General features: G+C 65.8%; 23 protein-coding genes. 6 read left to right on the top strand and 17 right to left on the bottom strand.

The window, feature by feature from the left end; genetic code table 11:
* Positions 1-79: 79 nt before the first annotated feature.
* The 5 genes from ccoS to CRO50_RS04350 form a co-directional block, all read right to left on the bottom strand.
* Positions 80-238: a cbb3-type cytochrome oxidase assembly protein CcoS gene (gene ccoS / locus CRO50_RS04370; protein WP_097144625.1), complete on the bottom strand. Its 159-nt coding sequence runs from the start codon at positions 236-238 to the stop codon at positions 80-82.
* A gap of 59 nt (positions 239-297) precedes the next feature.
* Entirely contained in the window at positions 298-2496 is a 2199-nt protein-coding gene (locus CRO50_RS04365) for a heavy metal translocating P-type ATPase (RefSeq protein WP_097144624.1), read from the bottom strand.
* A 7-nt stretch (positions 2497-2503) separates the two neighbouring features.
* Entirely contained in the window at positions 2504-2977 is a 474-nt protein-coding gene (locus CRO50_RS04360) for a FixH family protein (RefSeq protein ID WP_097144623.1), read from the bottom strand.
* Positions 2977-4410 carry a cytochrome c oxidase accessory protein CcoG gene (gene ccoG / locus CRO50_RS04355; RefSeq protein WP_097144622.1) on the bottom strand — a complete coding sequence of 478 codons (1434 nt, stop codon included), beginning with the start codon at positions 4408-4410 and terminating at the stop codon, positions 2977-2979. Before ccoG ends, CRO50_RS04360 begins: the two co-directional genes overlap by 1 nt.
* Positions 4411-4503: 93 nt before the next feature.
* Entirely contained in the window at positions 4504-5397 is an 894-nt protein-coding gene (locus CRO50_RS04350) for a LysR family transcriptional regulator (protein WP_097144621.1), read from the bottom strand.
* Positions 5398-5493: 96 nt separating this feature from the next.
* On the opposite strand from CRO50_RS04350, the gene CRO50_RS20065 reads away from it, so the two are divergent.
* A complete protein-coding gene (locus CRO50_RS20065) occupies positions 5494-5646 on the top strand; it encodes a hypothetical protein (protein ID WP_157791706.1) in 153 nt (50 codons plus the stop codon).
* Entirely contained in the window at positions 5646-5828 is a 183-nt protein-coding gene (locus CRO50_RS04345; protein ID WP_097144620.1) for a hypothetical protein, read from the top strand. The genes CRO50_RS20065 and CRO50_RS04345 overlap by 1 nt, the downstream gene beginning before the upstream one ends.
* A gap of 239 nt (positions 5829-6067) precedes the next feature.
* Here CRO50_RS04345 and ccoP read toward each other — a convergent pair whose 3' ends face one another.
* From ccoP to ccoN, 4 genes are read right to left on the bottom strand one after another with little or no spacing between them, the layout of a single operon-like run.
* Positions 6068-6928 carry a cytochrome-c oxidase, cbb3-type subunit III gene (ccoP, locus tag CRO50_RS04340; RefSeq protein WP_097144619.1) on the bottom strand — a complete coding sequence of 287 codons (861 nt, stop codon included), beginning with the start codon at positions 6926-6928 and terminating at the stop codon, positions 6068-6070.
* Positions 6925-7137 carry a cbb3-type cytochrome c oxidase subunit 3 gene (locus CRO50_RS04335; protein ID WP_097144618.1) on the bottom strand — a complete coding sequence of 71 codons (213 nt, stop codon included), beginning with the start codon at positions 7135-7137 and terminating at the stop codon, positions 6925-6927. The genes ccoP and CRO50_RS04335 overlap by 4 nt, the downstream gene beginning before the upstream one ends.
* A 10-nt stretch (positions 7138-7147) precedes the next feature.
* The gene (ccoO, locus tag CRO50_RS04330) at positions 7148-7879 is read right to left on the bottom strand and encodes a cytochrome-c oxidase, cbb3-type subunit II (protein WP_097144617.1); all 732 of its coding nucleotides are present in this window, start codon (positions 7877-7879) and stop codon (positions 7148-7150) included.
* 11 nt (positions 7880-7890) lie between these two features.
* Positions 7891-9495: a cytochrome-c oxidase, cbb3-type subunit I gene (gene ccoN, locus CRO50_RS04325; RefSeq protein WP_097144616.1), complete on the bottom strand. Its 1605-nt coding sequence runs from the start codon at positions 9493-9495 to the stop codon at positions 7891-7893.
* 252 nt (positions 9496-9747) lie between these two features.
* On the opposite strand from ccoN, the gene CRO50_RS04320 reads away from it, so the two are divergent.
* Together CRO50_RS04320 and alaE are read left to right on the top strand one after the other, a co-directional pair.
* The gene (locus CRO50_RS04320; RefSeq protein ID WP_097144615.1) at positions 9748-10587 is read left to right on the top strand and encodes a universal stress protein; all 840 of its coding nucleotides are present in this window, start codon (positions 9748-9750) and stop codon (positions 10585-10587) included.
* Between the two features lie 94 nt (positions 10588-10681).
* Complete coding sequence (alaE, locus tag CRO50_RS04315) at positions 10682-11140, top strand: L-alanine exporter AlaE (protein ID WP_232617696.1); 459 nt, start codon at positions 10682-10684, stop codon at positions 11138-11140.
* Between the two features lie 7 nt (positions 11141-11147).
* Here alaE and fnrL read toward each other — a convergent pair whose 3' ends face one another.
* Positions 11148-11894, bottom strand: coding sequence for a transcriptional regulator FnrL (fnrL, locus tag CRO50_RS04310; RefSeq protein ID WP_097144613.1), 747 nt, complete (start codon positions 11892-11894; stop codon positions 11148-11150).
* Positions 11895-11957: 63 nt separating this feature from the next.
* Here fnrL and hemN point away from each other — a divergent pair, with 63 nt between their 5' ends.
* Positions 11958-13313 carry an oxygen-independent coproporphyrinogen III oxidase gene (gene hemN, locus CRO50_RS04305; protein ID WP_097144612.1) on the top strand — a complete coding sequence of 452 codons (1356 nt, stop codon included), beginning with the start codon at positions 11958-11960 and terminating at the stop codon, positions 13311-13313.
* Positions 13314-13406: 93 nt separating this feature from the next.
* On the opposite strand, the gene CRO50_RS04300 is transcribed toward hemN, so the two are convergent.
* The 5 genes from CRO50_RS04300 to CRO50_RS04280 all read right to left on the bottom strand — a co-directional run bounded on the left by CRO50_RS04300 (position 13407) and on the right by CRO50_RS04280 (position 20319).
* A complete protein-coding gene (locus CRO50_RS04300) occupies positions 13407-15263 on the bottom strand; it encodes an ABC transporter ATP-binding protein (protein WP_097144611.1) in 1857 nt (618 codons plus the stop codon).
* A complete protein-coding gene (locus tag CRO50_RS04295) occupies positions 15260-16390 on the bottom strand; it encodes an ABC transporter permease (protein WP_179747202.1) in 1131 nt (376 codons plus the stop codon). Before CRO50_RS04295 ends, CRO50_RS04300 begins: the two co-directional genes overlap by 4 nt.
* A gap of 57 nt (positions 16391-16447) precedes the next feature.
* Positions 16448-17536: a microcin C ABC transporter permease YejB gene (locus CRO50_RS04290; protein ID WP_097144610.1), complete on the bottom strand. Its 1089-nt coding sequence runs from the start codon at positions 17534-17536 to the stop codon at positions 16448-16450.
* Positions 17537-17542: 6 nt separating this feature from the next.
* On the bottom strand, positions 17543-19435 hold the full coding sequence (locus tag CRO50_RS04285) for an extracellular solute-binding protein (protein WP_332835687.1): 1893 nt from the start codon (positions 19433-19435) through the stop codon (positions 17543-17545).
* A gap of 362 nt (positions 19436-19797) precedes the next feature.
* Positions 19798-20319, bottom strand: coding sequence for a c-type cytochrome (locus CRO50_RS04280; protein ID WP_097144608.1), 522 nt, complete (start codon positions 20317-20319; stop codon positions 19798-19800).
* 140 nt (positions 20320-20459) lie between these two features.
* On the opposite strand from CRO50_RS04280, the gene CRO50_RS04275 reads away from it, so the two are divergent.
* The gene (locus CRO50_RS04275) at positions 20460-21293 is read left to right on the top strand and encodes a prephenate dehydratase (protein ID WP_097144607.1); all 834 of its coding nucleotides are present in this window, start codon (positions 20460-20462) and stop codon (positions 21291-21293) included.
* Between the two features lie 107 nt (positions 21294-21400).
* On the opposite strand, the gene CRO50_RS04270 is transcribed toward CRO50_RS04275, so the two are convergent.
* Together CRO50_RS04270 and nudC are read right to left on the bottom strand one after the other, a co-directional pair.
* On the bottom strand, positions 21401-21868 hold the full coding sequence (locus CRO50_RS04270) for an SRPBCC family protein (protein ID WP_097144606.1): 468 nt from the start codon (positions 21866-21868) through the stop codon (positions 21401-21403).
* A gap of 49 nt (positions 21869-21917) precedes the next feature.
* Positions 21918-22871: an NAD(+) diphosphatase gene (gene nudC, locus CRO50_RS04265; protein WP_232617697.1), complete on the bottom strand. Its 954-nt coding sequence runs from the start codon at positions 22869-22871 to the stop codon at positions 21918-21920.
* Positions 22872-22961 lie beyond the last annotated feature (90 nt).

Raw genomic sequence — 22961 nt, 5'->3', positions numbered from 1 at the left:
CGCGCCGGGGCTTGGCCACCGGCACGGCAATTCAGATCAGAGATCCACGATTGGGGCCCCTTCCGGGGCCCTTCGCTTTTCAGGGTTTCGGGTGGTCGTCCCATTGATCGGAGAGAATGCGCTGCGACGACCCGTCGGGGTCCTCGTATTGGTCGCTGCGCACGGTCCAGATGAAGGCCACCAGCCCCAGCCCGCCAAGAAACAGCGAGATCGGGATAAGCCAGACCAGTATATCCATTGCCTTGTCCCCTTTCGGGCCGATTGCGGCCCTGATGCCCCTGCCCCGGTCCCCGGCTGTCAGCGCAGCCGCAGGGCGTTGAGCGATACGGTGATCGAGCTGGTCGACATGGCCAGCGCCGCGATCAGGGGCGAACAGAGCCCTGCCACGGCCAGCGGCACCGCGATCACGTTGTAAAACGTCGCTATGCGGAAGTTCTCACGAATGCGCCGAGTCGCGCGAGAGGCAGTTTCGAGCGCCCCCGGAATGGGCGACAGCTCGCCTCCCAACAGCACGATATCGGAAGCAACCCGCGCAGCATCCAGCGCCGAGGCCGGCGAAATGGACACATGTGCGGTGGTCAGCGCGGCGGTGTCGTTCAGCCCGTCCCCGACCATCAGCACCTTTGCGCCCCCGTCCTGCAGCGCCGCGACACGGGCGGCCTTTTCGCCGGGCAGCGCGCCGGCCTGCCAGTCGGTGATGCCCAGCCTTGCGGCCAGCGCAGCGACCGCGCCCTCGGTATCGCCCGAGATGAGCGCCACCTTCTTGCCCTGCGCCAGCAACTGCGAGACGGCCTCCTGCGCGCCGGGGCGCAGGCTGTCCGCAAAGCGGATCTCGGTCAGCCCGGCGGGGGTCTGCAGCCAGGTGGCGGTCTCTTGCCCGCTGCTGGCGCCCAGCCATTCGGCGCGGCCAAGACGGACGCGCTGCCCGGCCAGGAAGGCCTCGGTGCCATAGCCCGGCACCTCGCGCAGATCGGTCAGGGGGGCGGGGGTCTCCTCCGCCAGCGCCGCGGCCAGGGCCTGGGACAGCGGATGCGAGGACCCGGCAGCCAGTGCCAGCGCGATGCCCCGCGCCTCGGGGGCCAGCACGTCGAGATTGACCACCCGCGGCTTGCCGGACGTCAAGGTGCCGGTCTTGTCGAAGACCACCGTATCGACCTCCGAGAGCCGCTCGAGCGCGGTCTCGTGCTTGACCAGCATCCCCTTGCGGAAAAGCCGCCCCGAGGCGGCGGTGGTCACGGCGGGCACGGCCAGGCCGAGGGCACAGGGGCAGGTGATGATCAGCACGGCGGCGGCGATATTGAGCGCCACGCGCAGGTCGCCGCTCCAGAGATACCAGCCCAGGAACGAGAGCGCCGAGAGGATATGGACCCCCGGCGCATAGAGCCTGGCCGCGCGGTCGGCCAGCGAGGTGTAGCGCGAACGGCCGCTTTCGGCGATGGCCACCAGGTCGGCCATGCGCGCCAGCGAGGTATCGCGGCCGATGGCCGTGGCGCGCAGGGTCAGGGGGCCGGTCAGGTTGACCTCTCCGGCGCTGACCGCCTGCCCCGGACGGGCCGGGACCGGGCGCGTCTCGCCGGTCAGCAGCGAGCGGTCGAGCTCCGAGGTCCCCTCGGCGATCTCGCCGTCGACCGGCATGCGGCCACCGGGCCGGACCAGAACGAGGTCCCCGATGCGCAGCTCGGCTATGGGCAGCTGCACCTCGGCACCGTCGCGCAGGGCGATGGCACGGGGCACCTCCAGCGCGGCCAGTTCCTCGGCGGCGGAGCGCGCGGCGGAGCGGGTGCGGTGGTCCAGGTAGCGGCCCGCCAACAGGAAGAAGGTCAGCGTGAGGGCGGCGTCGAAATAGGCGTGTTCGCCCGAAAGCGAGGTCTCCCAGAGAGAGGTGACCAGCGCCAGCGTGATGGCCAGGGCGATCGGCACATCCATGTTGAGACGGCGCACGCGCAGGGCGGCCGCGGCATTGGCGAAGAAGGGCTGGGCGCAGAAGGCGATGGCCGGCAGGGTGATCGCGGCGCTGATCCAGTGGAAGAGATCGCGGGTGGCATCCTCGGCGCCCGACCAGACCGAGACCGAGAGCAGCATGACGTTCATGCTGGCAAAGCCCGCCACTGCGAGACGCATCAGCAGGGCGCGGCCCGCGCGGTCGGTGGCGGTGGCGGCGATGGTGCCGGGGTCGAGCTCATGGGCCTCGTAGCCCACCCCCTCGACCACCCGCACCAGGTCTTCGGCGGTGACCTCGGGATCGGCTTTCACCTGCGCCCGCTTCAGGGTCAGGTTCACCCGCGCCTCGCGCACGCCCGGCGCCGCGACGAGGGCCCGCTCGACCGTGTCGATACAGGCCGCGCAATGGATGCCGGGCAGGGAAAGCGACAGGCTGGCGCCCTCGAGCTGCGCGGCGCGCGCCGCCAGCTCCTCTGCCGCCGGGGTGACGGCGCAGGCGGGACAGGCGGCGAAACCGCCGCGTTCCACAGTCGGAGAGACGCTCAGATCCGCCATTTCACCCTCAGCGCACTACGTGCAGGTCGAGCCGCTGCAGGAACTCGGTGCCGTCCTCGGCAATGGCCGAGAAGCGGACGATCCACTTGCCCTCGGTCAGCGCCAGCGGGGCCTCGAAGCCGGTGCCGTTCCAGGCCAGCTGGGGCACCAGGTCGTCGGTGGAATCGGTCGGGCGACCGACCACGGCGTGGATTTCCTGCGGGCGCACCGGCTGGCCGGCGGGGTCGGTGACGGTCAGGGTGATCCAGCCGTCGCGGTCCTCGGCCTCGACCACCCAGCCCAGGCGCTCCTGGTCCGCCACGCGCTCGTTGAACTCCTGGCTGAAGACATAGGTGTTGTCGACTTCCAGGCCGGGGAAGGTGCCGATGGCCTGGGAGGCCATGTAGACATTGACCGAGATGACCACTCCGAAGAAGCCCACGAAGCCGGCCAGCACATGCCAGCCCTTCAGCCGAAAGCCCGTATCCGCCGTTTCGCTCATCAGTCTGCCTTTCCGTTGAAGACCGTGCCCTCGCTGGCGCGGTCGCCGTTTTCCAGGTCCTCGACCCAGAGCGTGAACTCCGTCCGGTCGGTGCTTGCCGGGGCAGAGCCCGCGGGGGCGGTGACATAGACCCGTGCCAGGTGGGTGGCATCGGGGGCCACTTCGACCAGGGCATCCTCGCTGCCCTCGACCTGGACCTCAAGGGCCGTGGCATCGGTGGCCGAGACGCGGAACTCGCGCGCTTCGCCATGCTTGTTGCGCAGGCGCACGTCGTAGACGTTGCGAATCGTGCCGTCCGAGAGGGTGATGTAGGTCGGGTTGCGGACCGGGGCGACGGTGATGTCGATATCGGAGCGGATGAAGAGCGCCACCACCAGCCCGATGCCGACAGCCGCCCAGAGCGCAGTGTAGAGAATCGTGCGCGGACGGAAGACATGCTTCCAGATCTTGCGGGGCGCCTTGCCGGCGCGTTCGTTCACCTCGTCGGTCAGGGCCATGTAATCGATCAGCCCGCGCGGCTTGCCAACCTTGTCCATCACGTCATCGCAGGCGTCGATGCAGAGCGCACAGGTGATGCAGGCCATCTGCTGGCCATCGCGGATGTCGATCCCCATGGGGCAGACGTTGACGCAGGCGTTGCAGTCGATGCAATCCCCAAGCTTGTCCGCACCCTCGGCCTTGCGGTGCTTGCCGCGCGGCTCGCCGCGCCAGTCGCGATAGGCGACGGTGATCGTGTCCTCGTCCATCATGGCGGCCTGGATGCGCGGCCAGGGGCAGGCGTAGATGCAGATCTGCTCGCGCGCGAAGCCACCGAAGAGGAAGGTGGTGAAGGTCAGGATCAGCATGGTGGTATAGGCCACCGGATGCGCCGAGAGCGTCACCAGGTCGCGCAGCAGGCTGGGTGCATCGGCGAAGTAGAAGACCCAGGCACCACCCGTGGCCAGCCCGATGAAGAACCAGGCCACCCACTTGGTCACCCGCAGCCGCAGCTTGCGCAGGTCCCATTTCTTCTGCCGGTGCAGGCGCAGGCGCGCGTTGCGATCGCCCTCGATCCAGCGTTCGACCAGGATGAAGAGATCGGTCCAGACGGTCTGCGGGCAGGCATAGCCGCACCAGACCCGGCCCAGGGCCGAAGTGAACAGGAAAAGCCCCAGCCCCGCCATCACCAGCAGGCCGGCGATGAAGTAGAACTCATGCGGCCAGATCTCGATCCAGAAGAAGAAGAAGCGCCGGTTGGCCAGGTCGATCAGCACCGCCTGGTCGGGCAGGTTGGGGCCACGGTCCCAGCGCAGCCAGGGGGTGACGTAGTAGATGCCGAGGGTCACGATCATGATGACCCATTTCAGGTTCCTGAACCGGCCTTTCACTCTGCGGGGAAAGATGGGCTCCCTGGGAGCGTAGAGCTTGGGATCTTCGGTATCTGAGGCGGACACGTGGGGATTCCTTCGGTCATGTCGTGGCAGTCTTCTCGCAGCCGCAGGCTTTCGGAACATTGACTTGCATCAAATGCGACATTTTGAGCTTACCTATTCAGCTTCCCCCCAGGATTGCCGCGCCTGGCGCCGCACCCAACGAGCGAAATCCCGCGCAGCCGGGCGCAGCCCGTCTCGCCGAGTCACCAGATAATAGCCTTTTTTTCTTGTGTCTTCATGCAGAAGCCTGAGTCGCCCGGCCTCCAGGTCGGGCTCGGCAAAGGCCCTGGCCATGGGCCCCACACCGCGCCCCGAGCGCAGCGCCTCGATCATCAGGTTGCCCGGCAGCGACGTCACGCCGCGGGTCGGGTTCAGCCGCGCCCCCTGCCATTCCAGGAAATCGCTGGCCTCGTTGGTGCCCAGTTCCTGGAACCAGGGGTAATCGGCGAGCTCGGCGGGGGTGGGGTTGATCTCCCAGGGGATCAGTTCGGGCGAGGCCAGCACGCTGACCGGGCTGCGCACCAGCAGATGCGCCTCGAGCCCCGGCCAGGTGCCATTGCCGTAGCGCAGGGCGATGTCGGCTCCGCCGGGGCCGAGGTCGCGCAGCTGCGGCGTCGGGTCGATCATCAGCGAAACCTCGGGGTGGGCCTGCTGGTATTCTGCCAGGCGCGGCATCAGGAAGTAGCTGGCCAGGGTCGGGGTGCAGGTGACCAGCACCGGGCGGCTGGCCTCTTCGCCGCGCAGCTGACGCACGACCTCCTCGATGCCCGCCACTCCGGCCAGCACCGCCTGGGCCAGCTGGCGGCCCTCTTCGGTCAGTTCCAGCGCCTTGCCGCCACGGCTGACCAGGGCCAGGCCCAGGTGCTCTTCCAGCGCCTTCACCTGCTGGCTGACCGCGGCGTGGCTGACGCTCAGCCGGGCGCCCGCCGCCACGGTCGAGCCGGTCTCGGACAGCGCGGCAAGGGCACGCAACGCGGTAAGCGGGGGAAGGGAGCGCCAGTCTATCATGTAAGCACACCTTACAGCTTAGCAGCATTCCTGAATAGGTGCTTTGGGTCATGGGCCTTAAAACAAGGGTCAGACACCAGTTGAGGAGTAAGCCCCATGCTTCAGATATTCGCAAAAACCTACATGACTGCCACCCGTCGCCCGATCAGTGCCTCCGCCGCCCAGGGCGAAGAGGCCCTGCCCCGGCTCAACGCCGCCGCCCTGCATGGCGCGCGCGCCGCGGGCCGCCCTGACCGGGAGCAAGCGTGATGGACCCGATCCTCTACCGCCCGCTTGACGTGCTGGACGAGCGTATCCGTCGCGCCGATCCCCATCAGCGCCACGAGGCCCGGCCGCACCAGCCCCTGAAAGCCCCCGGCCCGCGCCGGGCGCGGCTGGGATGGCTGAACCCTCGGCGCTGGTCGCGCGGACCCGACGGCTTGCTGGAGTGAGGCGCGACACCCAGAGGCAGGCATAGGGTGGGAGAGATCCCACCGTCCCGACAAGCAAAGCCCGCCGCGGAGTGATCCGCGGCGGGCTGCCCCGTGAAGCGGGGGAGGAGGAGAAAAAGGGCGCCGGCCGTTTCAGGAAACGCGCGAACAGGACGAAGCGGCCAGCGCCGACCCCGCGATCTGGCGGGGTTGGGAGGGGCCGGGGACAGAGCGCCCCCGGCCGATCTTGTCAGGGGCGGTTACTCACCGCCGCCCAGCTGGTGCACGTAGCTCGCAACGGCACGGATCTGCGCTTCGCTCAGGCGGTTGGCCCAGGCGGGCATGACACCGAAGCGGGCATTCTCGACCGTCTCGCGGATGGCGGCATAGTCCCCGCCATAGAGCCAGATGGCATCGGCCAGGTTCGGAGCGCCCTGCTCGCGGTCGCCAAGGGCCTGCTCGCCGTGGCAGGCGGCGCAGTTCTCTTCAAAGACCACGGCGCCTTCCTCGACCAGCGCCGGGTCCTGCGGCGTGCCCGAGAGCGACATGACGTAGTTCACCACCGCGTCGATCTGCTCGTCTTCCAGCAGCTCGTCGGCACCGAAGGCCGGCATCTGGCTGTAACGGGCGTCGAAGTCTTCCTCGTTCCGGATGCCGTGGCTGACCGTGTAGTGGATATCCTCGATCGAACCGCCCCAGAGCCAGTCATCGTCCAGCAGGTTCGGATAGCCCTTGGCACCGGCGGCACCGGAGCCGTGGCACTGCGCGCACCAGGTCTGGAACACCGAGGCCCCGGCGGAAACCGCGAATTGGTTCAGCTCGGGATCGGCGCTGATCTGGGTCAGCTCTGCTTCGGCCAGGCGCTGGTTGATACCTGCGTTGGCGTTCTCGACCTCGGCAACCTGCTCGGCCAGTTCGGCACGGCTGGAATAGCCCAGGATGCCCCCGGTTGCACGGTTCACCAGCGGCCATGCGGGATAGAGGATCGTGTAGATGATCCCCCAGACGATGCAGATGTAGAAGGTGTAGAGCCACCAGCGCGGCAGCGGCGTGTTCAGTTCCTCGATACCGTCCCAGCTGTGGCCGGTCGTACCGTGCTTGTCCTTGAGGTCATCGCTCATTTTGCAAGGTCCTTTCCTGCCTGAGCTTCCACCGATGCGCTCGCAGCGGCGGGACGGTCTTCGTGACGGAAGGGGATGCCGGCGGTCTCCTGGTAGGTGCGGCGGGCGCCGGGCCGGAAGACCCAGAGCACCACAGCACCGAAGAACAGGAACAGCACGAGAAGCATCCAGCTGTCCGCGAATTCACGCAGAAGGGAATAGGTGTCCATGGCTCCCTCCTCAGCGGCTGTCATCGGGGTAGAAGGTCGAGAAATCGACCAGCGTGCCCAGCATCTGCAGGTAGGCGACCAGCGCATCCATCTCGGAGACACCGGGCTCGCCATCGAAGTTGCGCACGCTGACGCTGTCTTCGCCATAGCGCTCCAGCAGCCCGTCGTAGTCGCTGTCGGGATTGGCCTGGGCCAGGAAGTCGGCCTGACCGTTCTCGACCATCTCTGCCGTGTAGGGCACGCCGAGCAGGGCATGGGTGCCCATCTCGTCGCTGATGTACTCGCCCTCGATCATCCGGTCCGTGAGGAAGCCATACTTCGGCATCACCGATTCCGGCACCACGGACTGCGGGTTGGTCAGGTGATCGACATGCCATTCGTCCGAGTAGCGGCCGCCGACGCGGGCCAGGTCAGGCCCGGTCCGCTTCGAGCCCCACTGGAACGGCCGGTCGTATTTCGACTCGGCCGCCAGCGAGTAGTGGCCATAGCGCTCCACCTCGTCGCGCATCGGGCGGATCATCTGCGAATGGCAGACGTAGCAGCCCTCGCGGATGTAGATGTCCCGACCAGCGAGCTCGAGCGGCGTGTAGGGACGCATGCCCTCCACGTCCTCGATGGTGTTCTCGAGGTAGAACAACGGTGCGATCTCGACGATACCGCCGATGGTGACGACGAAGAACGAGCCTGCCAGCAGCAGAGTGGCGTTCTTTTCGAGGAACTTGTGTTTATCAAGAATACCCATTTATCCGCTCCTCATTCCGCCGGCACGAGGCCGTTGGCGGTTTCCACGGCCGGCGCCTTGCGGACGGTCAGCCAGAGGTTGGCGCACATGATCAACGCCCCGGCGAGATACATCACGCCACCCAGGCCACGCACCACGTACATCGGGAACTTGGCAGAGACGGTGTCGGCGAAGCTGTTCACCAGGAAGCCGTTGGCATCCACTTCACGCCACATCAGGCCTTCCATGATACCCGTGACCCACATCGAGGCGGCGTAGAGAACGATGCCGATGGTGGCGAGCCAGAAGTGCCAGGAGACCATGGAGAGGCTGTAAAGCTTCTCGCGGTTCCAGAGTTTCGGCACCAGGAAGTAGAGCGCACCGAAGGTGATCATCCCGTTCCAGCCAAGCGCGCCGGAGTGGACGTGACCGATGGTCCAGTCGGTATAGTGGCTGAGCGAGTTGACGGCCTTGATGGACATCATCGGGCCCTCGAAGGTCGACATGCCGTAGAAGCCGACGGCGATCACCATCATGCGGATGACCGGATCGGTGCGCAGCTTGTCCCAGGCGCCCGAGAGGGTCATCAGACCGTTGATCATGCCGCCCCAGCTGGGCATCCACAGGATCACCGAGAACACCATGCCAAGGGTCGAGGCCCAGTCAGGCAGCGCGGTGTAGTGCAGGTGGTGCGGACCGGCCCAGATGTAGAGGAAGATCAGCGCCCAGAAGTGGATGATCGACAGCTTGTAGGAATAGACCGGCTTCTCGGCCTGCTTGGGGATGAAGTAGTACATCATGCCCAGGAAGCCTGCGGTCAGGAAGAAGCCCACGGCGTTGTGGCCGTACCACCACTGCGTCATGGCATCCTGCACACCGGCGAAGACCTGCACCGACTTCGAGCCGAAGATCGACACCGGGATCACCAGGTTGTTCACGACGTGCAGCATGGCGACGGTGACGATGAAGCTCAGGAAGAACCAGTTGGCCACGTAGATGTGGGGCTCTTTCCGCTTGATGATCGTGCCCAGGAAGACCGCCAGGTAGGCCACCCAGACGATGGTCAGCCACAGGTCGACGTACCATTCGGGCTCGGCGTATTCCTTCGACTGGCTGCCGCCCAGAACGTAGCTGAGTGCCGCCAGCACGATGAAGAGGTTGTAGCCCCAGAAGACGAACCAGGCGAGGTTGCCGCCCCAGAGGCGCGCCGCCGAGGTCCGTTGCACCACGTAGAACGAGGTACAGATCAGCGCGTTGCCACCGAAGGCGAAAATCACCGCCGAGGTGTGTAGCGGGCGAAGCCGGCCGAAGTTCAGAAGGCCCTGGGACCATTCAAAGTTCAGTACCGGGAAGGCCAGCTGGAAGGCGATGAAGACCCCCACGAGAAAGCCCACGACGCCCCAGAAGGCGGTGGCGATGACCCCGTAGCGGACCACATCGTCCATGTATTCTCCGGACAGATCCCTGAGGACCCGGTCCTCATCTGCCTTGCGCAGCGTGATGACGAACATCACCGAGGCGACCAGCATGATCACCAGTGCGTTCACCATATACGCCAGATCGCGCGCGTAATTGGCTGCGATCGCGGCGAACAGCGCGACCAGCCCCAGCACGACTAGCTTGATTGCATTTGCCATAACGCGTCCCTTTTTCAGTCCAGCAGAGGGAATGGCCCCGCTCTGCCCAAATCGGGTTAACGACTTCCCGCTTCATGCGGCGCGAGCGAGTCGGATGCCTTGATCTGTATCAATCGCGGACTCGTGATGGGTTGATGCTGATCAAAGTGCGGCGATTTCCCACATGATAATGTGACCTTATCGACCGGGGACCGGTCAAGTTATCTCTCGGTAGGGTAACGGTTCATCTGAAATACAGATCAGGAGGCTCCCATGGCCTACAAGACGATCTTCACCATCCTGACCCGCAGCGAAGGGCTGAAAGCCCAGCTCGACCAGGTGGCTGCTCTCGCTCAATCCCACGATGCGCATCTCGACGTGCTCTGTCTCGGCGTGGATCGCACCCAGATGGGGTACTACTACGCCGGCGCCAACGCGGTGATCATGCAGGAAGCCATCGGCCGCGCGACCAAGGAAGCCGCCGCGCTCGAGGCTCAGGCCTCTGACGCGCTGAAGGGCACCCCCATCCGCTACGCCGTGGATACCGACGTGGCCCAGATGGGCGATCTCGGCCGCCACGTGGCCTGGCGCGCCCGTTTCTCGGACCTCGTGGTGCTGCCCAAACCCTATGGAGAGGGCAAGGGCGTCGAGGACGAGCCGATCATCGAATCGGTGCTCTTCGAGGGCCGCACGCCGGTCATGGTGCTGCCCGAAACGCTCGGCAGCCCGCAGGCGCCCGCCGCCCCGATGATCGCCTGGAACGAAACGCCCGAGGCCCTGGCCGCCGTGCGCAAGGCGCTGCCGCTGTTGCAGAAGGCGGGCTCGGCCCATGTGGTCATCATCGACCCGCCGGTGCATGGCCCGAATCGCTCTGATCCGGGCGGCATGCTGGCCACCTGGCTGGCCCGCCACGGGGTCACCGCAGAGATCGACGTGATCTCGAAGACCCTGCCCCGCGTCTCCGAGGTGATCCGCCGCCACGCCACCGACATCGGCGCGGACATGATCATCATGGGCGCCTATGGCCATTCGCGCTTCCGCGAAGCGATCCTGGGCGGGGCCACGCGGCACATGCTGGAAGATACGGATCTGCCGATCTTCATGGCCCACTGAGCCACGCCCTGGCCGAAACCCGACGCCCGCCCTTGCTCTGCAAGCGGCGGGCGCTACGGTTTTGAGTCTCGCGTGTGATCAGGAAGGGCCTGCGGTGACCAACACAAACAGCAGCACGACGCGGGAATTCATCGCCGACACCCTGGCACTGGTCCTTTTCTTCACGCTGGCGGGCGCACTCAACGAACGGTTCATCGTCGGCATGTCCTGGGAAGAGGTCCTGCGGGCCCGGTTGATCGGAGCGCCGCTGATGGTGCTGACGGCGCGGCCCTACGGCATCTGGCGCAGCTGGCTGATGGCCCGTTTTGCAGGCGACGGGCGGGTCTCTCAGGGTCTCTGGGACTCGCTGGCCCTGCTGCTGTTCCAGGTGCCGATCTACGTGTCGATCATCTGGACCAGCGGCGCGCGCGGAGGCGAACTGCTGCTCGGCGCGCTCGGCGCCGTGGCCTACATGTTCCTGTTGGGGCGCCCCTACGGGATGTTCCTGGATTGGGTGCGGGCGCTCTTCTCTCTGCCGCCCGGCGGGCAGAAACCGATGTCACCCGGCGGCTGAGGTCCGTTTAGACCAGCAGACCGCCGTCCTGGTCGTCGCCCGCCTCTTCCAGCAGGCGCGAGAAATCGGGCACGGTCACATGGCGCTTGCCCTGCAGCTCGATCACCCCATCCTTCTTCAGCGCCGAGACCTGGCGGCTGACCGTTTCCAGCGTCAGGCCCAGGTAATCGGCCATGGCCTCGCGGGTCAGCGGCAGATCGAAGACCACCCTGTCGGCGACGCTCACCGATTGGATCGAGGCATTGCGCCGCCCGATGATCGCCAAGAGCGAGGCGATCTTTTCGCGCGCGGTCTTGCGGCCCAGCACCAGCATCCATTCGCGCGCGGCGTCGAGCTCGTCCAGGGTCATCTGCAGCAGGCGCTGCGCGATATGGGGCGTGGTCTCCATCATCTGCTCGAAGGGCTTCTTGCGGAAGCAGCACATCACCAGGTCAGAGGTCGCCACCACGTCATAGGCGGCCCCGTCCCGACCCGGACGGCCGACGAAATCGCTGGGCAGCAGCAGGCCCACCATCTGGGTGCGGCCGTCTTCCATGGTCTGGGTCAGCGTGGCGATCCCCGAGACCACAGAGCCCACGAAGTCCATCCGGTCACCGGACCAGATCACGGTCTGACCGGCCTCGAAGCTACGGTAATACTTGATTTCCTCCAGCCGGGCGAGCTCATCCCCGTCACAGCGAGCGCAAACGGCGCGGTGGCGGATCGGACAGCCGCTGCAGTCCGGGGTCGCGAAGGAGAGAGTGTCCTGAAGCATGAAGTCCGGCCAGGTTGATCTGCGTCAAAGCGCAGGGGAAAACTATGAATAAATCCTAGTCCCATGGTCACCAAAACGCAACTTGAAGCCCTGGGACTGTTTGACGCGAAAGTACCGCGCTACACCAGTTACCCGACGGCCCCGCATTTCTCCGATGCCGTCGGCTCGGAGCTTCATGGCAACTGGATCGAGGCGCTGCCCGAAGGCGCGCGGATCTCGCTATATGTGCACGTGCCCTTCTGCCGCAGGCTCTGCTGGTTCTGCGCCTGCCGCACCCAGGGCACCCAGAGCGAGGCGCCGGTGCGCGCCTACCTGGACACATTGCTGGCGGAACTCGACATGCTGGCGCAGCGCCTGCCGGCGGGTGTCCGCCTGTCGCGGCTGCACTGGGGCGGGGGCACGCCCACCCTGCTGGCCCCCGACATGATGGAGACCCTGGCCGGTCGAATCGCGGAGATCCTTCCCTTCGCCGAGGGGGCCGAGTTCTCGGTCGAGATCGACCCCAACGAGGTCGACGAGATGCGGCTGGCGATGCTGAAGGCCGCCGGCATGAACCGCGCCTCGATCGGGGTGCAGGACTTCGACCCCGAGATCCAGAAGTGCATCGGCCGTGACCAGAGCTACGAAGTCACCCGCGACGTGATTGCCGCGATCCGCGCCCATGGGGTGGAAAGCCTGAATGCCGATATCCTCTTCGGCCTGCCGCACCAGACCCGAGGCAAGATCACCGAGAGCGTGCAGAAGCTGCTCTCGCTCTCGCCCGACCGGGTGGCGCTTTACGGCTATGCCCATGTGCCCTGGATGGCACGGCGGCAGGGCATGCTGCCCTCGGACGCGCTGCCAACCCCCGCCGAGCGGCTCGAGCTCTTCGCCACCGCCCGCAAGCTCTTCCTCTGGGACGGCTATGCGGAGATCGGCATCGACCATTTCGCCCTGCCCGAGGATGGCCTGGCCCGCGCCCAGACCGAGGGGCGGCTGAAGCGCAATTTCCAGGGCTACACGGATGACCAGGCCGTGGCGCTGATCGGGATCGGCGCCTCGTCGATCTCGCGTTTCCCGCAGGGTTTCACCCAGAACGCCCCGGCCACCGGCGCCCATACCCAGGCGATCCGCGAGGGGCACTTCTCGACCGCCAAGGGCCATGCCTTCGCCGGAGAGGACCGCCTGCGCGCCCGGCTGATCGAGGCGGTGATGTGCGATTTCCGCATCCGCAGCGCCGAGATCCGGCAGGACTTCGGTCTCTCCGACGCCGCGCTTCAGGCCATGTTCCAGGAGGTCGCCGCCCGTTTCGACGGGTTGGTGCAGGTCACGGCAGAGGGGCTTTTCATCCCCGAGGAGGCCCGCCCCCTGACCCGCCTCGTGGCCCGTGCCTTCGACGCCTATGACGGCAGCCGGGCGCGGCATTCTTCGGCGATCTGAGCTTTCACGGCAGCCTTGCCCGCCTTCCTCCCCTGGGGGTCCGGCCCATCCGGGCCGGGCCTCCGGCGGGAGTATTTTCAGCCTGGTGATGGGCTAGTGGTCCATCGCGGCGGCGAAGAGCTCCTTCGTGTAGGCGGCTTGCGGGGCCTCGAAGATCTGCTCGGCCGCGCCTTCCTCGATCACGTCGCCATGGCGCATGACCATGACCCGGTGGGACATGGCGCGGACCACCTTCAGATCGTGGCTGATGAAGAGATAGGCCAGCCCGTACTTCTTCTGCAACTTGCGCAGCAGGTCGACGATCTGCACCTGCACGGTCATGTCCAGCGCCGAGGTCGGCTCGTCCAGCACCACCAGCTTGGGGCGCAGGATCATCGCGCGGGCGATGGCGATGCGCTGGCGCTGCCCGCCGGAGAATTCATGCGGGTAGCGGTCCATCATGGCGGGGTCGAGCCCCACCTCTGCCATGACCTCGGCCACCTGCTGGCGCACCGGGCGGTCGTCGTCGGTGCGGTGGATCGTCAGGCCTTCCGAGATGATCTGTTCGGCCGTCATGCGAGGCGAGAGAGAGCCGAAGGGATCCTGGAAGACGATCTGCATGTCCTTGCGCAGGCTGCGCAGCTCGCCGGTCGAGAGCGCATGGATATCCTGCCCCTCGAAGCGCACCACCCCTTCCGAGCCGATGAGCCGCATCAGCGCCAGCGCCAGGGTCGTCTTGCCCGAACCGGATTCGCCCACGATGCCAAGGGTTTCGCCCGCGTGCAGGGTCAGGTTCGCATCGTTGACCGCGCGCACGTGGCCGACGGTGCGTTTCATCAGCCCCTGCTGGATCGGGAACCAGATGCGCAGTTTCTCGGCCTCGAGCACGGCGGGCGCATCGCCGGCGGGCGCCTCGGGCTGACCCACCGTGGCCGCCGAGAGCAGCATCTTGGTGTAGAAATGTTGCGGATCGGAGAAGATGCGGTCGGTCGGCCCCTCTTCGACGATCAGCCCGTCCTTCATCACGCAGACCCGGTCGGCGATGCGGCGCACGATGCCCAGATCGTGGGTGATGAAGAGCAGCCCCATGCCGGTCTCATCCTTCAGCTTCGCCAGAAGCTCCAGGATCTGCGCCTGGATGGTGACATCCAGCGCCGTGGTCGGCTCATCCGCGATCAGCAGCTGAGGGCTGTTGGCCAGGGCCATGGCGATCATCACCCTCTGGCGCTGCCCGCCCGAAAGCTCGTGCGGATAGGCGGTCAGCCTTTCCTCTGCGTCGCGGATGCCCACCTGCTTCAGCAGCGCCAGCGAGCGTTCCCGCGTTTCGCTGGCCATGATCCAGTCCGAATAGCGGCTGTTCAGCACCATCTTCCCGAGCATCAGCAGCGCCGTCAGGCCAAGCGCCCAGAGCACAGCTCGGAAAAGCCTTTGCACAGCCTCGATGCCGAAGGCGCCCAGGAAATCGAAGGACGGCACATCGGGCGCCGTAGCCATGAAGGCGCCATAGGCGGCAAGGAAGGCGAAGAAGGCCAGCAGACCCACCAGCACCGGCGCGGGCTTCAGCCGCGACCAGCCCTCGAGCCAGCGCTTGACCCATCCGCGCCCGGCAAGCCCCTGGTGCAGGGCCATGCTCTCGGCCAGCTGCTTTTCGATGGTATGCAGCGGGTTGAGCGAGGTCATCGGCTCCTGGAAGATGAAGGAGATCTCGTTGCCGCGCAGCTGGCGCAGGCGCTTGGCGCTGGCGCCGACCATCTCCTGGCCCTCGAAGGTGACAGAGCCCGAGACCTCTGCGTTGTCGCCCAGGAGCGAAACGGTCGAAAGCGCCGAGACGGACTTGCCCGAACCCGATTCGCCGACCAGCGCCACGGTTTCTCCGCGTTCGACATGGAAGGAGACGCCCTTCACGGCTTCCACCTTCTGGCCGTCCTGGGCAAAGGCGACGCGCAGGTCGCTGACCTGTAACATACTCATTTGAAGGTCTTTCTGGGATCGAAGGCGTCGCGCACGCCTTCAAAGATGAAGACCAGCAGCGACAGCATCACCGCGAAGACGGTGAAGGAGGTGAAGCCCAGCCAGGGCGCCTGCAGGTTCTCTTTCGCCTGCAGCGTCATCTCGCCCAGCGAGGGCGAGGAGCTGGGCAGGCCGAAGCCGAGGAAGTCGAGGCTGGCCAGCGTCGAAATCGTGCCGGTGACGATGAAGGGCATCATGGTCAGGGTCGCCACCATGGCGTTCGGCAGCATGTGGCGGAACATGATGGTGCGGTTCGGCACGCCAAGCGCCTTGGCCGCGCGGACATATTCCAGGTTGCGGGCGCGCAGGAACTCGGCCCGGACCACACCCACCAGGGACATCCAGCCGAAGAGCACCGTCAGGATCACCAGCAGCCAGAAGCTGCGGCCGAGGATCGCGAAGAGGATGATGATGATGTAGAGCGAGGGGGTCGAGGCCCATATCTCGATAAGGCGTTGGAAGATAAGGTCTATCTTGCCGCCGAAGTAGCCCTGCACAGCACCCGCCGCGATCCCGATGGCCGAGGAGAGCGCGGTGACGATCAGGGTGAAGACGATCGAGAGCCGGAAGCCGTAGATCACACGCGCCAGCAGGTCGCGCTTGGTATCATCGGTGCCAAGCCAGTTCTGGCCATTGGGCGGCAGCGGCGCGGCGCCCGGGCGCTCGACCGGGCTGTCGTAGGAATAGGGGATGGGCGGCCAGAGGGTCCAACCCTTCTCGATCTGCTCGCCGCCGATCTCGCCGTCGGCGGCATCTTCGATCAGCCCTTCGGGATCGTCGAAGCAGGCGTCCAGGCCGCCGGTCTCGATCAGGCATTGCACCTCGGGGTCGCGGTAGACGGCCTCGGTGCGGAAGTCGCCGCCGAACTCGGTCTCGGGATAGAAGGAGAAGATCGGCGTGTAGTAGCTGCCCCGGTATTGCACCAGGATCGGGCGGTCATTGGCCAGGAACTCGGCAAAGAGCGACAGGCCGAAGAGCACGCAGAAGACCACAAGCGACCAGAAGGCGCGGCGGTTGCGGCGGAAATTGCGCCAGCGCCGCTGGTTGAGCGGCGACAGACAGCCACGCTTCTCGGGCGGGGCCGTCACGGCGGTCGGGGCGTCAGGGCCCTTTTCGGGCGGGTTCACGGCGGGATCAGCCAAGGCTCAGCCCTCGCGTTTTTCAAAGTCGATCCGGGGATCGACGAAGACATACATCAGGTCCGACAGGATGCCGACCACGAGGCCGATGAGGCCGAAGATGAAGAGCGTGCCGAAGATCACCGGATAGTCCCGTTGCAGCGCCGCCTCGAAGCCGAGCCGCCCGAGGCCGTCGAGCGAGAAGAGCGTCTCGATGATCAGCGAGCCCGAGAAGAAGACCCCGATGAAGACCGAGGGGAAGCCCGCGATGACGATCAGCATGGCATTGCGGAACACGTGGCCGTAGAGGACCTTGCGTTCCGTCTGGCCCTTGGCGCGGGCCGTGATCACGTATTGCTTCTTGATCTCGTCGAGGAAGGAATTCTTGGTCAGCAGGGTCAGCGTGGCAAAGGCCGAAATGGTCGATGCCAGCACCGGCAGGGTGATGTGCCAGAAGTAATCGGCGATCTTGCCGAGAATCGAAAGCTCTTCCCAGTTGTCCGAGACAAGGCCCCGCAGCGGGAAGATCTGCCAGTAGGAGCCGCCGGCGAAGAGCACCAGCAGCAGCACGGCAAAGAGGAAACCGGGGATCGCATAGGCGACGATGATGATGCCCGAGGTCACGTTGTCGAAGCGCGAGCCGTCGCGCACCGCCTTGCGGATGCCCAGCGGGATCGAGACCAGGTAGGCGATCAGCGTCGACCACAGCCCCAGCGTGATCGAGACCGGCATCTTGTCGATGACCAATTCGATCACCGTTCCGGCGCCAAAGTAGCTGTCTCCGAAATCCAGCCGCACGTAGTTCCACAGCATCAGCATGAAACGGGTCAGCGGCGGCTTGTCGAAGCCGAACTCCTTTTCCAGCTTCTCGATGAATTCAGGCGGCAGGCCACGGGCGCCGGCATAGTCCGAGTTGCTGGCCTCCTCGAACATGTTGGCGGTGTCGGGCCCGTTGCCGGTGAAGCCCGCGGTGACATCGCCCTGCCCCTGGAGGTTGGCGATGATCTGCTCGATCGGGCCACCGGGCACGAACTGGGTCAGGGCGAAGTTGATCACCATGATCCCAAGAAGGGTCGGGATGACCAGGGCCAGGCGGCGGAGAATATAGGCTCCCATCGGGGTTTACCGCAGTGCTCCGCTTGCTTTCAGCTGGGCCTCCGCCTCGGGGTCGACCCACCAGAAGTCCAGGTAGCCCAACCCGTAGGGCGGCATCTTGTCCGCCGTGGGGTGGCGGTACATGTCGTAATAGGCAACCCAGTAATCCGCGATGTAGCCGGTCGGCACGATGAAGAACTCGTAGCGCAGGGCGCGGTCCAGCGCGGTCAGCGCCACGTCGGTCTCTTCCTGGCTCTGCGCCTCGAAGGAGGCCTCGAGGATGGCATCGACCAGCGGGCTGGCAAGGCCTGCGGGGTTGAACAGGCTGAACTCGGATTCCTTGGAGCCATACATCTGCGTCAGCCCGCCACCCGTCGACAGGAAGGCGCCGTACTGCGTGGAATAGAGCATGTCGTAATCCCGCTCGCGCCGGCGCAGGGTGTATTGCGAGGGGTCGATCTTCTCGAAGGAGGCATCGACGCCGATCTGGCGCAGGTTCTGCACGAAGGTGTCCTGCATCCCCTCGACCGAGGACTGGATGTTGGAGGGGATCAGCATGTTGACCTTCAGCGTCTCGCCATCGGCATTGCGGCGGATACCGTCATCGCCCACTTCCCAGCCCGCTTCGGTCAGCAGCCCCGAGGCGCGACGCAGGTTGCCGCGGTCGTTCAGCCGCTCTGCATCCGAGACGTGCATCTGGTAGGGTTCGGTCGTCATCAGATCTTCCGGCACCACGTCGCCGAGCCCTTCCAGGAAGGCCTTTTCCGCGCCCTCGGGCAGGCCCATGGCCTCGACCGGGGTGCCTTCGACGAAGGAACTGCGCGGCGAATAGAGGCCGAAGAGCAGGGAATCGTTGGTCCATTCGAAATTGTAGGCCAGCGCGATGGCCTGGCGGACGCGCTTGTCGGCCAGCTGCGGGCGGGCCAGGTTGAAGACGAAGCCGGTGGGGTTCGGCGGGCTGCCATCCGGCACTTCCTCAAGCACCACGGCGCCGCTTTCAACCTTCGGGAAGCGGTAGCCGGTGGACCACTGCTTGGGATCGCTTTCGACCTTCAGGGTGTATTCGCCGGCCTTGAAGGCCTCGAAGGAGGTCGTCTGGTCCGAGAAATACTCGACCCGGATGGTGTCGTAGTTGTTGCGGCCCCGGTTGATCGGCAGGTCCTTGCCCCAGTAGTCGTCGCGGCGCTTGTAGACGATGCGGCGGTTCACCTCGAAGCTGTCGAGCTCATAGGGGCCCGAACCGGGGGCCACTTCCATGCGCGGCTCGTCGAGACGGCGGTTCTCGGGGTCTGCCTCGAACCAGGATTTCTGGAAGATCGGCGTATTGCCCACCGTCTCGATCCGCGAGCGCTTGGAAAGCTCGGGGTTGAAGGTGAATTTCACCGTATGCTCATCCAGCGCCTCGGCGCCGGTCACCATCTCGCCCACGGCCTGGGCGTAAGAGGGCAAGCCTTGCGTGATAAAGAGCTTGTGAGAGAACACCACGTCCTCGGCGGTGACGGGGCTGCCGTCGAAGAACTTCGCCTCGGGGCGCATGTGGAAGATCACCCAGTCGCGGCTTTCGGGGTATTCCAGGCTTTCGCAGACCACGCAGTAATACTGGCCGACGCTGTCATCGAGGCTGCTCAGCAGGCTGTCGTACTGGATCGAGGTCAGGACACCGGAGCGGCCCTTGCGGGAATAGGGGTTGAGGCTGTCGAAGGTGCCCGTGGCGCCGATGGCGATCTCACCGCCCTTCGGCGCATCGGGGTTCACGTAGTCGAGGCTTTCGTAATCCGCCGGGTAGTCGAGATTGCCGAAGTAGGAATAACCGTGGCTCACGGTGATCGCGTCTTCGGCCTCCTGGGCCGGGGCGGGGGAAACGAAGGCAAGGACGGCAATGCCCAGCCCTGCCAGCAGCGCCAGCGCGGCGCCCTGCATCCCGGATGACTGGGTTCGGACAGCGGTTCGAGCGACAGACCGGGGGGCGGCAGGGGAATCTGGACGATGCATCGGAAACTCCTCGACTTCCTTCTGGAACCTGGCCTTCAACATGGCACGAATGCGGGACAGGTCCACCGAAGTTTCCCGATGAAGAATGTCCACAGCCTGCGCGCCAAGCCAGCCTTCTTGTCGAGGACAGGCTAATCAGCGCGGTCAATCATGTTCAAGACGAGAATGCGTGAGAAGTGGTTACCAGCTGCTTACCAACGCAAAAGGTCGCCGGCATTTCCTGCCGACGACCCGAATTTCAGCCCGGTTTCCGGGCAGATGGCGCCTCTGCGCCCGGCGGTGCCGCTGCCTCAGCCGTCCAGCGAGGCGAGGTAGGCGATCACGTCCGCGCGGTCTTCCATGTCCTTGAGGCCCGAGAAGGACATCTTGGTGCCCGGCGCTGCGGAGCGCGGGTTTTCCAGGAAGGCCTGAAGGTTTTCCGGCGTCCAGACGTCGAAGTGCTCTTCCAGTGCGCCCGAGTAGGAGAAGCCGGCGACTGCGTCGACCTCGCGTCCCACCACACCATTCAGGTGCGGGCCGGTGCCGTCGGTCCCGTCGACCTTGTGGCAAGCCTTGCACTTGTTGAAGACGCGCTCACCCGCACCGGCATCGGCCTGGGCAAAGAGCTCTTCGAAGGAGGGACCCTCCTCCTCGACCGCGCCGCCTTCGGCTTCGTCGGTCTCAATAACATAACCGCGGGCATGTTCTTCGCCGCCATGGCCCCCGGCGCTCGTATCATAGAGCTCGTCCGCAGCCCAATTGGCCAGCAGGAAAATCAACAGCGTGCCGCAGAAGCCGCCAATGATCTTCGTTCCCGTCATCGTGTCAAACATATGCGCTGCGTCCCTGATGAATCCGTAGCCAGTTCTCGGCGGGTATGTATCCGCTTCCCCTCACCCAAGGCAAGGTGTAGTTACCGCGACCAAACGCCCTCCTGGGCGGATTTGTCGGAAACAACACGGAAATCCCCAGAATGACACGCCGAATTGCCTTCCAGGGAGAGCTGGGTGCCTATTCGCACCAGGCCTGTGTCGAAGCCTGCCCGGAACTGGAACCCCTCCCCTGCCGTACCTTCGAAGATGCCATCGCCGCGGTCAAGGACGGGCTGGCCGATAAAGCCATGCTTCCGGTCGATAATTCGACCTTCGGGCGGGTCGCCGACATTCACTACCTCCTGCCCGGCTCGGGGCTGCATATCGTGGGCGAGGCCTTCGTGCGCGTGCACATCAACCTGATGGGCCTGCCCGGCACCCAGCTTGCCGAGATCAAGACGGCCACCTCGCACTCGATGTTGCTGGGCCAGTGCCGCGGTTTCCTGGCCGAACATGGAATCGAGCGCATCACCGGCGCCGATACCGCCGGTTCGGCGCATCTGATCTCGCAGCAGAGCGACCGCACGCGCGGCGCCCTGGCAAGCGAGCTGGCGGCCGAGGTCTATGGCCTCGACGTGCTGGCCCGCCACATTGAGGACCAGGCCAACAACACCACCCGCTTCCTCGAGATGTCGACCTCTCCCGATTACACGCGGCGCGGCGACAGCGGCATGATCACCACGCTGATCTTCCAGGTCCGCAATATTCCGGCGGCGCTCTACAAGGCCATGGGCGGCTTTGCCACCAATGGCGTCAACATGACCAAGCTGGAAAGCTACATGGTGGGCGGCAGCTTCACCGCGACCCAGTTCTACGCCGATATCGAGGGCCACCCAGAGGACGACAACGTCAAGCTGGCGCTCGACGAGCTGAGCTATTTCTCTTCGATGATGGAGATCATCGGGGTCTATCCGGCCGACGCCCGGCGACATTGAGCCGCAGGTAGGCGCGCAGCGGCAACCCGCTGCGCGCCGAACGGCAGGGCGAAAGCCTGGCCGTATCGGGCCGGGTATGGTGGCTTGGCAGCCACCTTACGCGGGGCTCAGCCGTGGGAGCTTGGGGGTTTCTCGAGCGCTGCGGCGAACTCCGCCATACGCTCGGCCAGGCGTTTCTCGATGGTGCCCCGCGCCAGCCGCAGGGACTGGATCAGCAGGCGGGCCGAGAGGGTCTTGGGCTTGATCTCTGTCTCGATGCGGATGCGGGTGCGCGAGCGCGACAGCGCCACAAGATCCACCAGCACATGCCCCTTCACGCCCTCCGAACGCAGCTTCAGCTGCATCCGCTCGGGGCCGTCGAACTCGGTGACTTCCAAGCCGATGTCGCGGCGCTTGCCGCGCATGTCGAAACGCACGTCCCAGGCGGCGCCCTCACCGTTGACCGGAGGGCTGTCCCGCCGCGTCACCTCGGCCCCGCGCCGAATCGCCGAACGCTCGAACGCATGGAAATCGCTGACCTTCGAGAAAACCGCGTCGATCGGGGCCCCGATGTCTTCCTTGGTCACGAATTTCATGAAGTAACGACCACCGTTTCCGCCTTGGTTTACAGGGCCGACATTCGCGTCAATCCACCCGGTCCGCAAGCCAATTGCGCAGAAGATACTCTGCAATTGCCCCCCTGCGGGGGCGACGGATTGCCGGATGATCACCTGCAAAGACCTGCACCAGATCCTCGCGCGACAGCCAGAGCGCATCCTCCAGCTCGACGGGGTCCAGGGTGATCTCTTCCGAGAGCGCCTCGCCCTCACAGCCGAACATCAACGAGTTGGGGAAGGGCCAGGGCTGGCAGCCCAGGTAGCGCACCGGGCCGACTGCGACGCCGGTCTCTTCGCGGATCTCCCGGCGGGCGGCGGCCTCGATGGTCTCGCCCGGTTCGACGAAGCCCGCGGGCAGCGAATACATCCCCTCGGGCCAGGCCGGCGAGCGGCCCAGCAGGACCCTGTCGCCCGAGGTGATGAGCATGATGACCACCGGATCGGTGCGCGGGAAATGCTGCCCTCCGCAGGCGGGGCAGGAGCGCTGCCAGCCCGCCTGCACGATCTCGGAGGCCGCGCCGCAGCGGGCGCAGAACCCATGGGTATGATGCCAGGAAAAGAGCGCCCGCGCCGTGGCGGTCAGCTCTCCGTCTTCCGGGGTCAGCCCGAACATCACCGCTCGCAGGTCGGTCAGCGCCTGGGTCTCGGTGAAGGCGGGGTGGCGGGGCGGCTCCTCTGCGCCCTCTGGCGGCCGCCAGCCCGAGATATCCTGCGCGAAGACCGGCCCCGATGCGGCCTGGCCCAACAGGATCAACGGCTGGTCCGAGAGCGCCAGCAACGGGTGGTCCAGCCCGAGCCGCGCCGGGTGTTCGCCATCGACCAGCAGGGCGCCGCGCCAGAACAGCAGGCAGCGCGCGGCGGGATCGGCGGCCAGCGCCGAGATATCGCCCCGCGCCTCGGCCAGCCGGTCGATACCGCTGTCCCCGAAGGTCAGCCCGCGTGCCTTTTCCCGAATGATCCCGTCCATCTGCAGCCCTTTCATCGCTTGCCCCCAGCTTGCCCGCGCGCCCCGGCAAGCACAATGGCGCTTGCCACGCGGGCCTGGGCGGCGCCATGCTCGAATGGACGGACG

Origin of the sequence: Pseudooceanicola antarcticus (genome assembly GCF_900215355.1) — a bacterium.
GTDB lineage: Bacteria > Pseudomonadota > Alphaproteobacteria > Rhodobacterales > Rhodobacteraceae > Pseudooceanicola > Pseudooceanicola antarcticus.
This window is presented reverse-complemented; position numbering and strand designations above follow the sequence as displayed.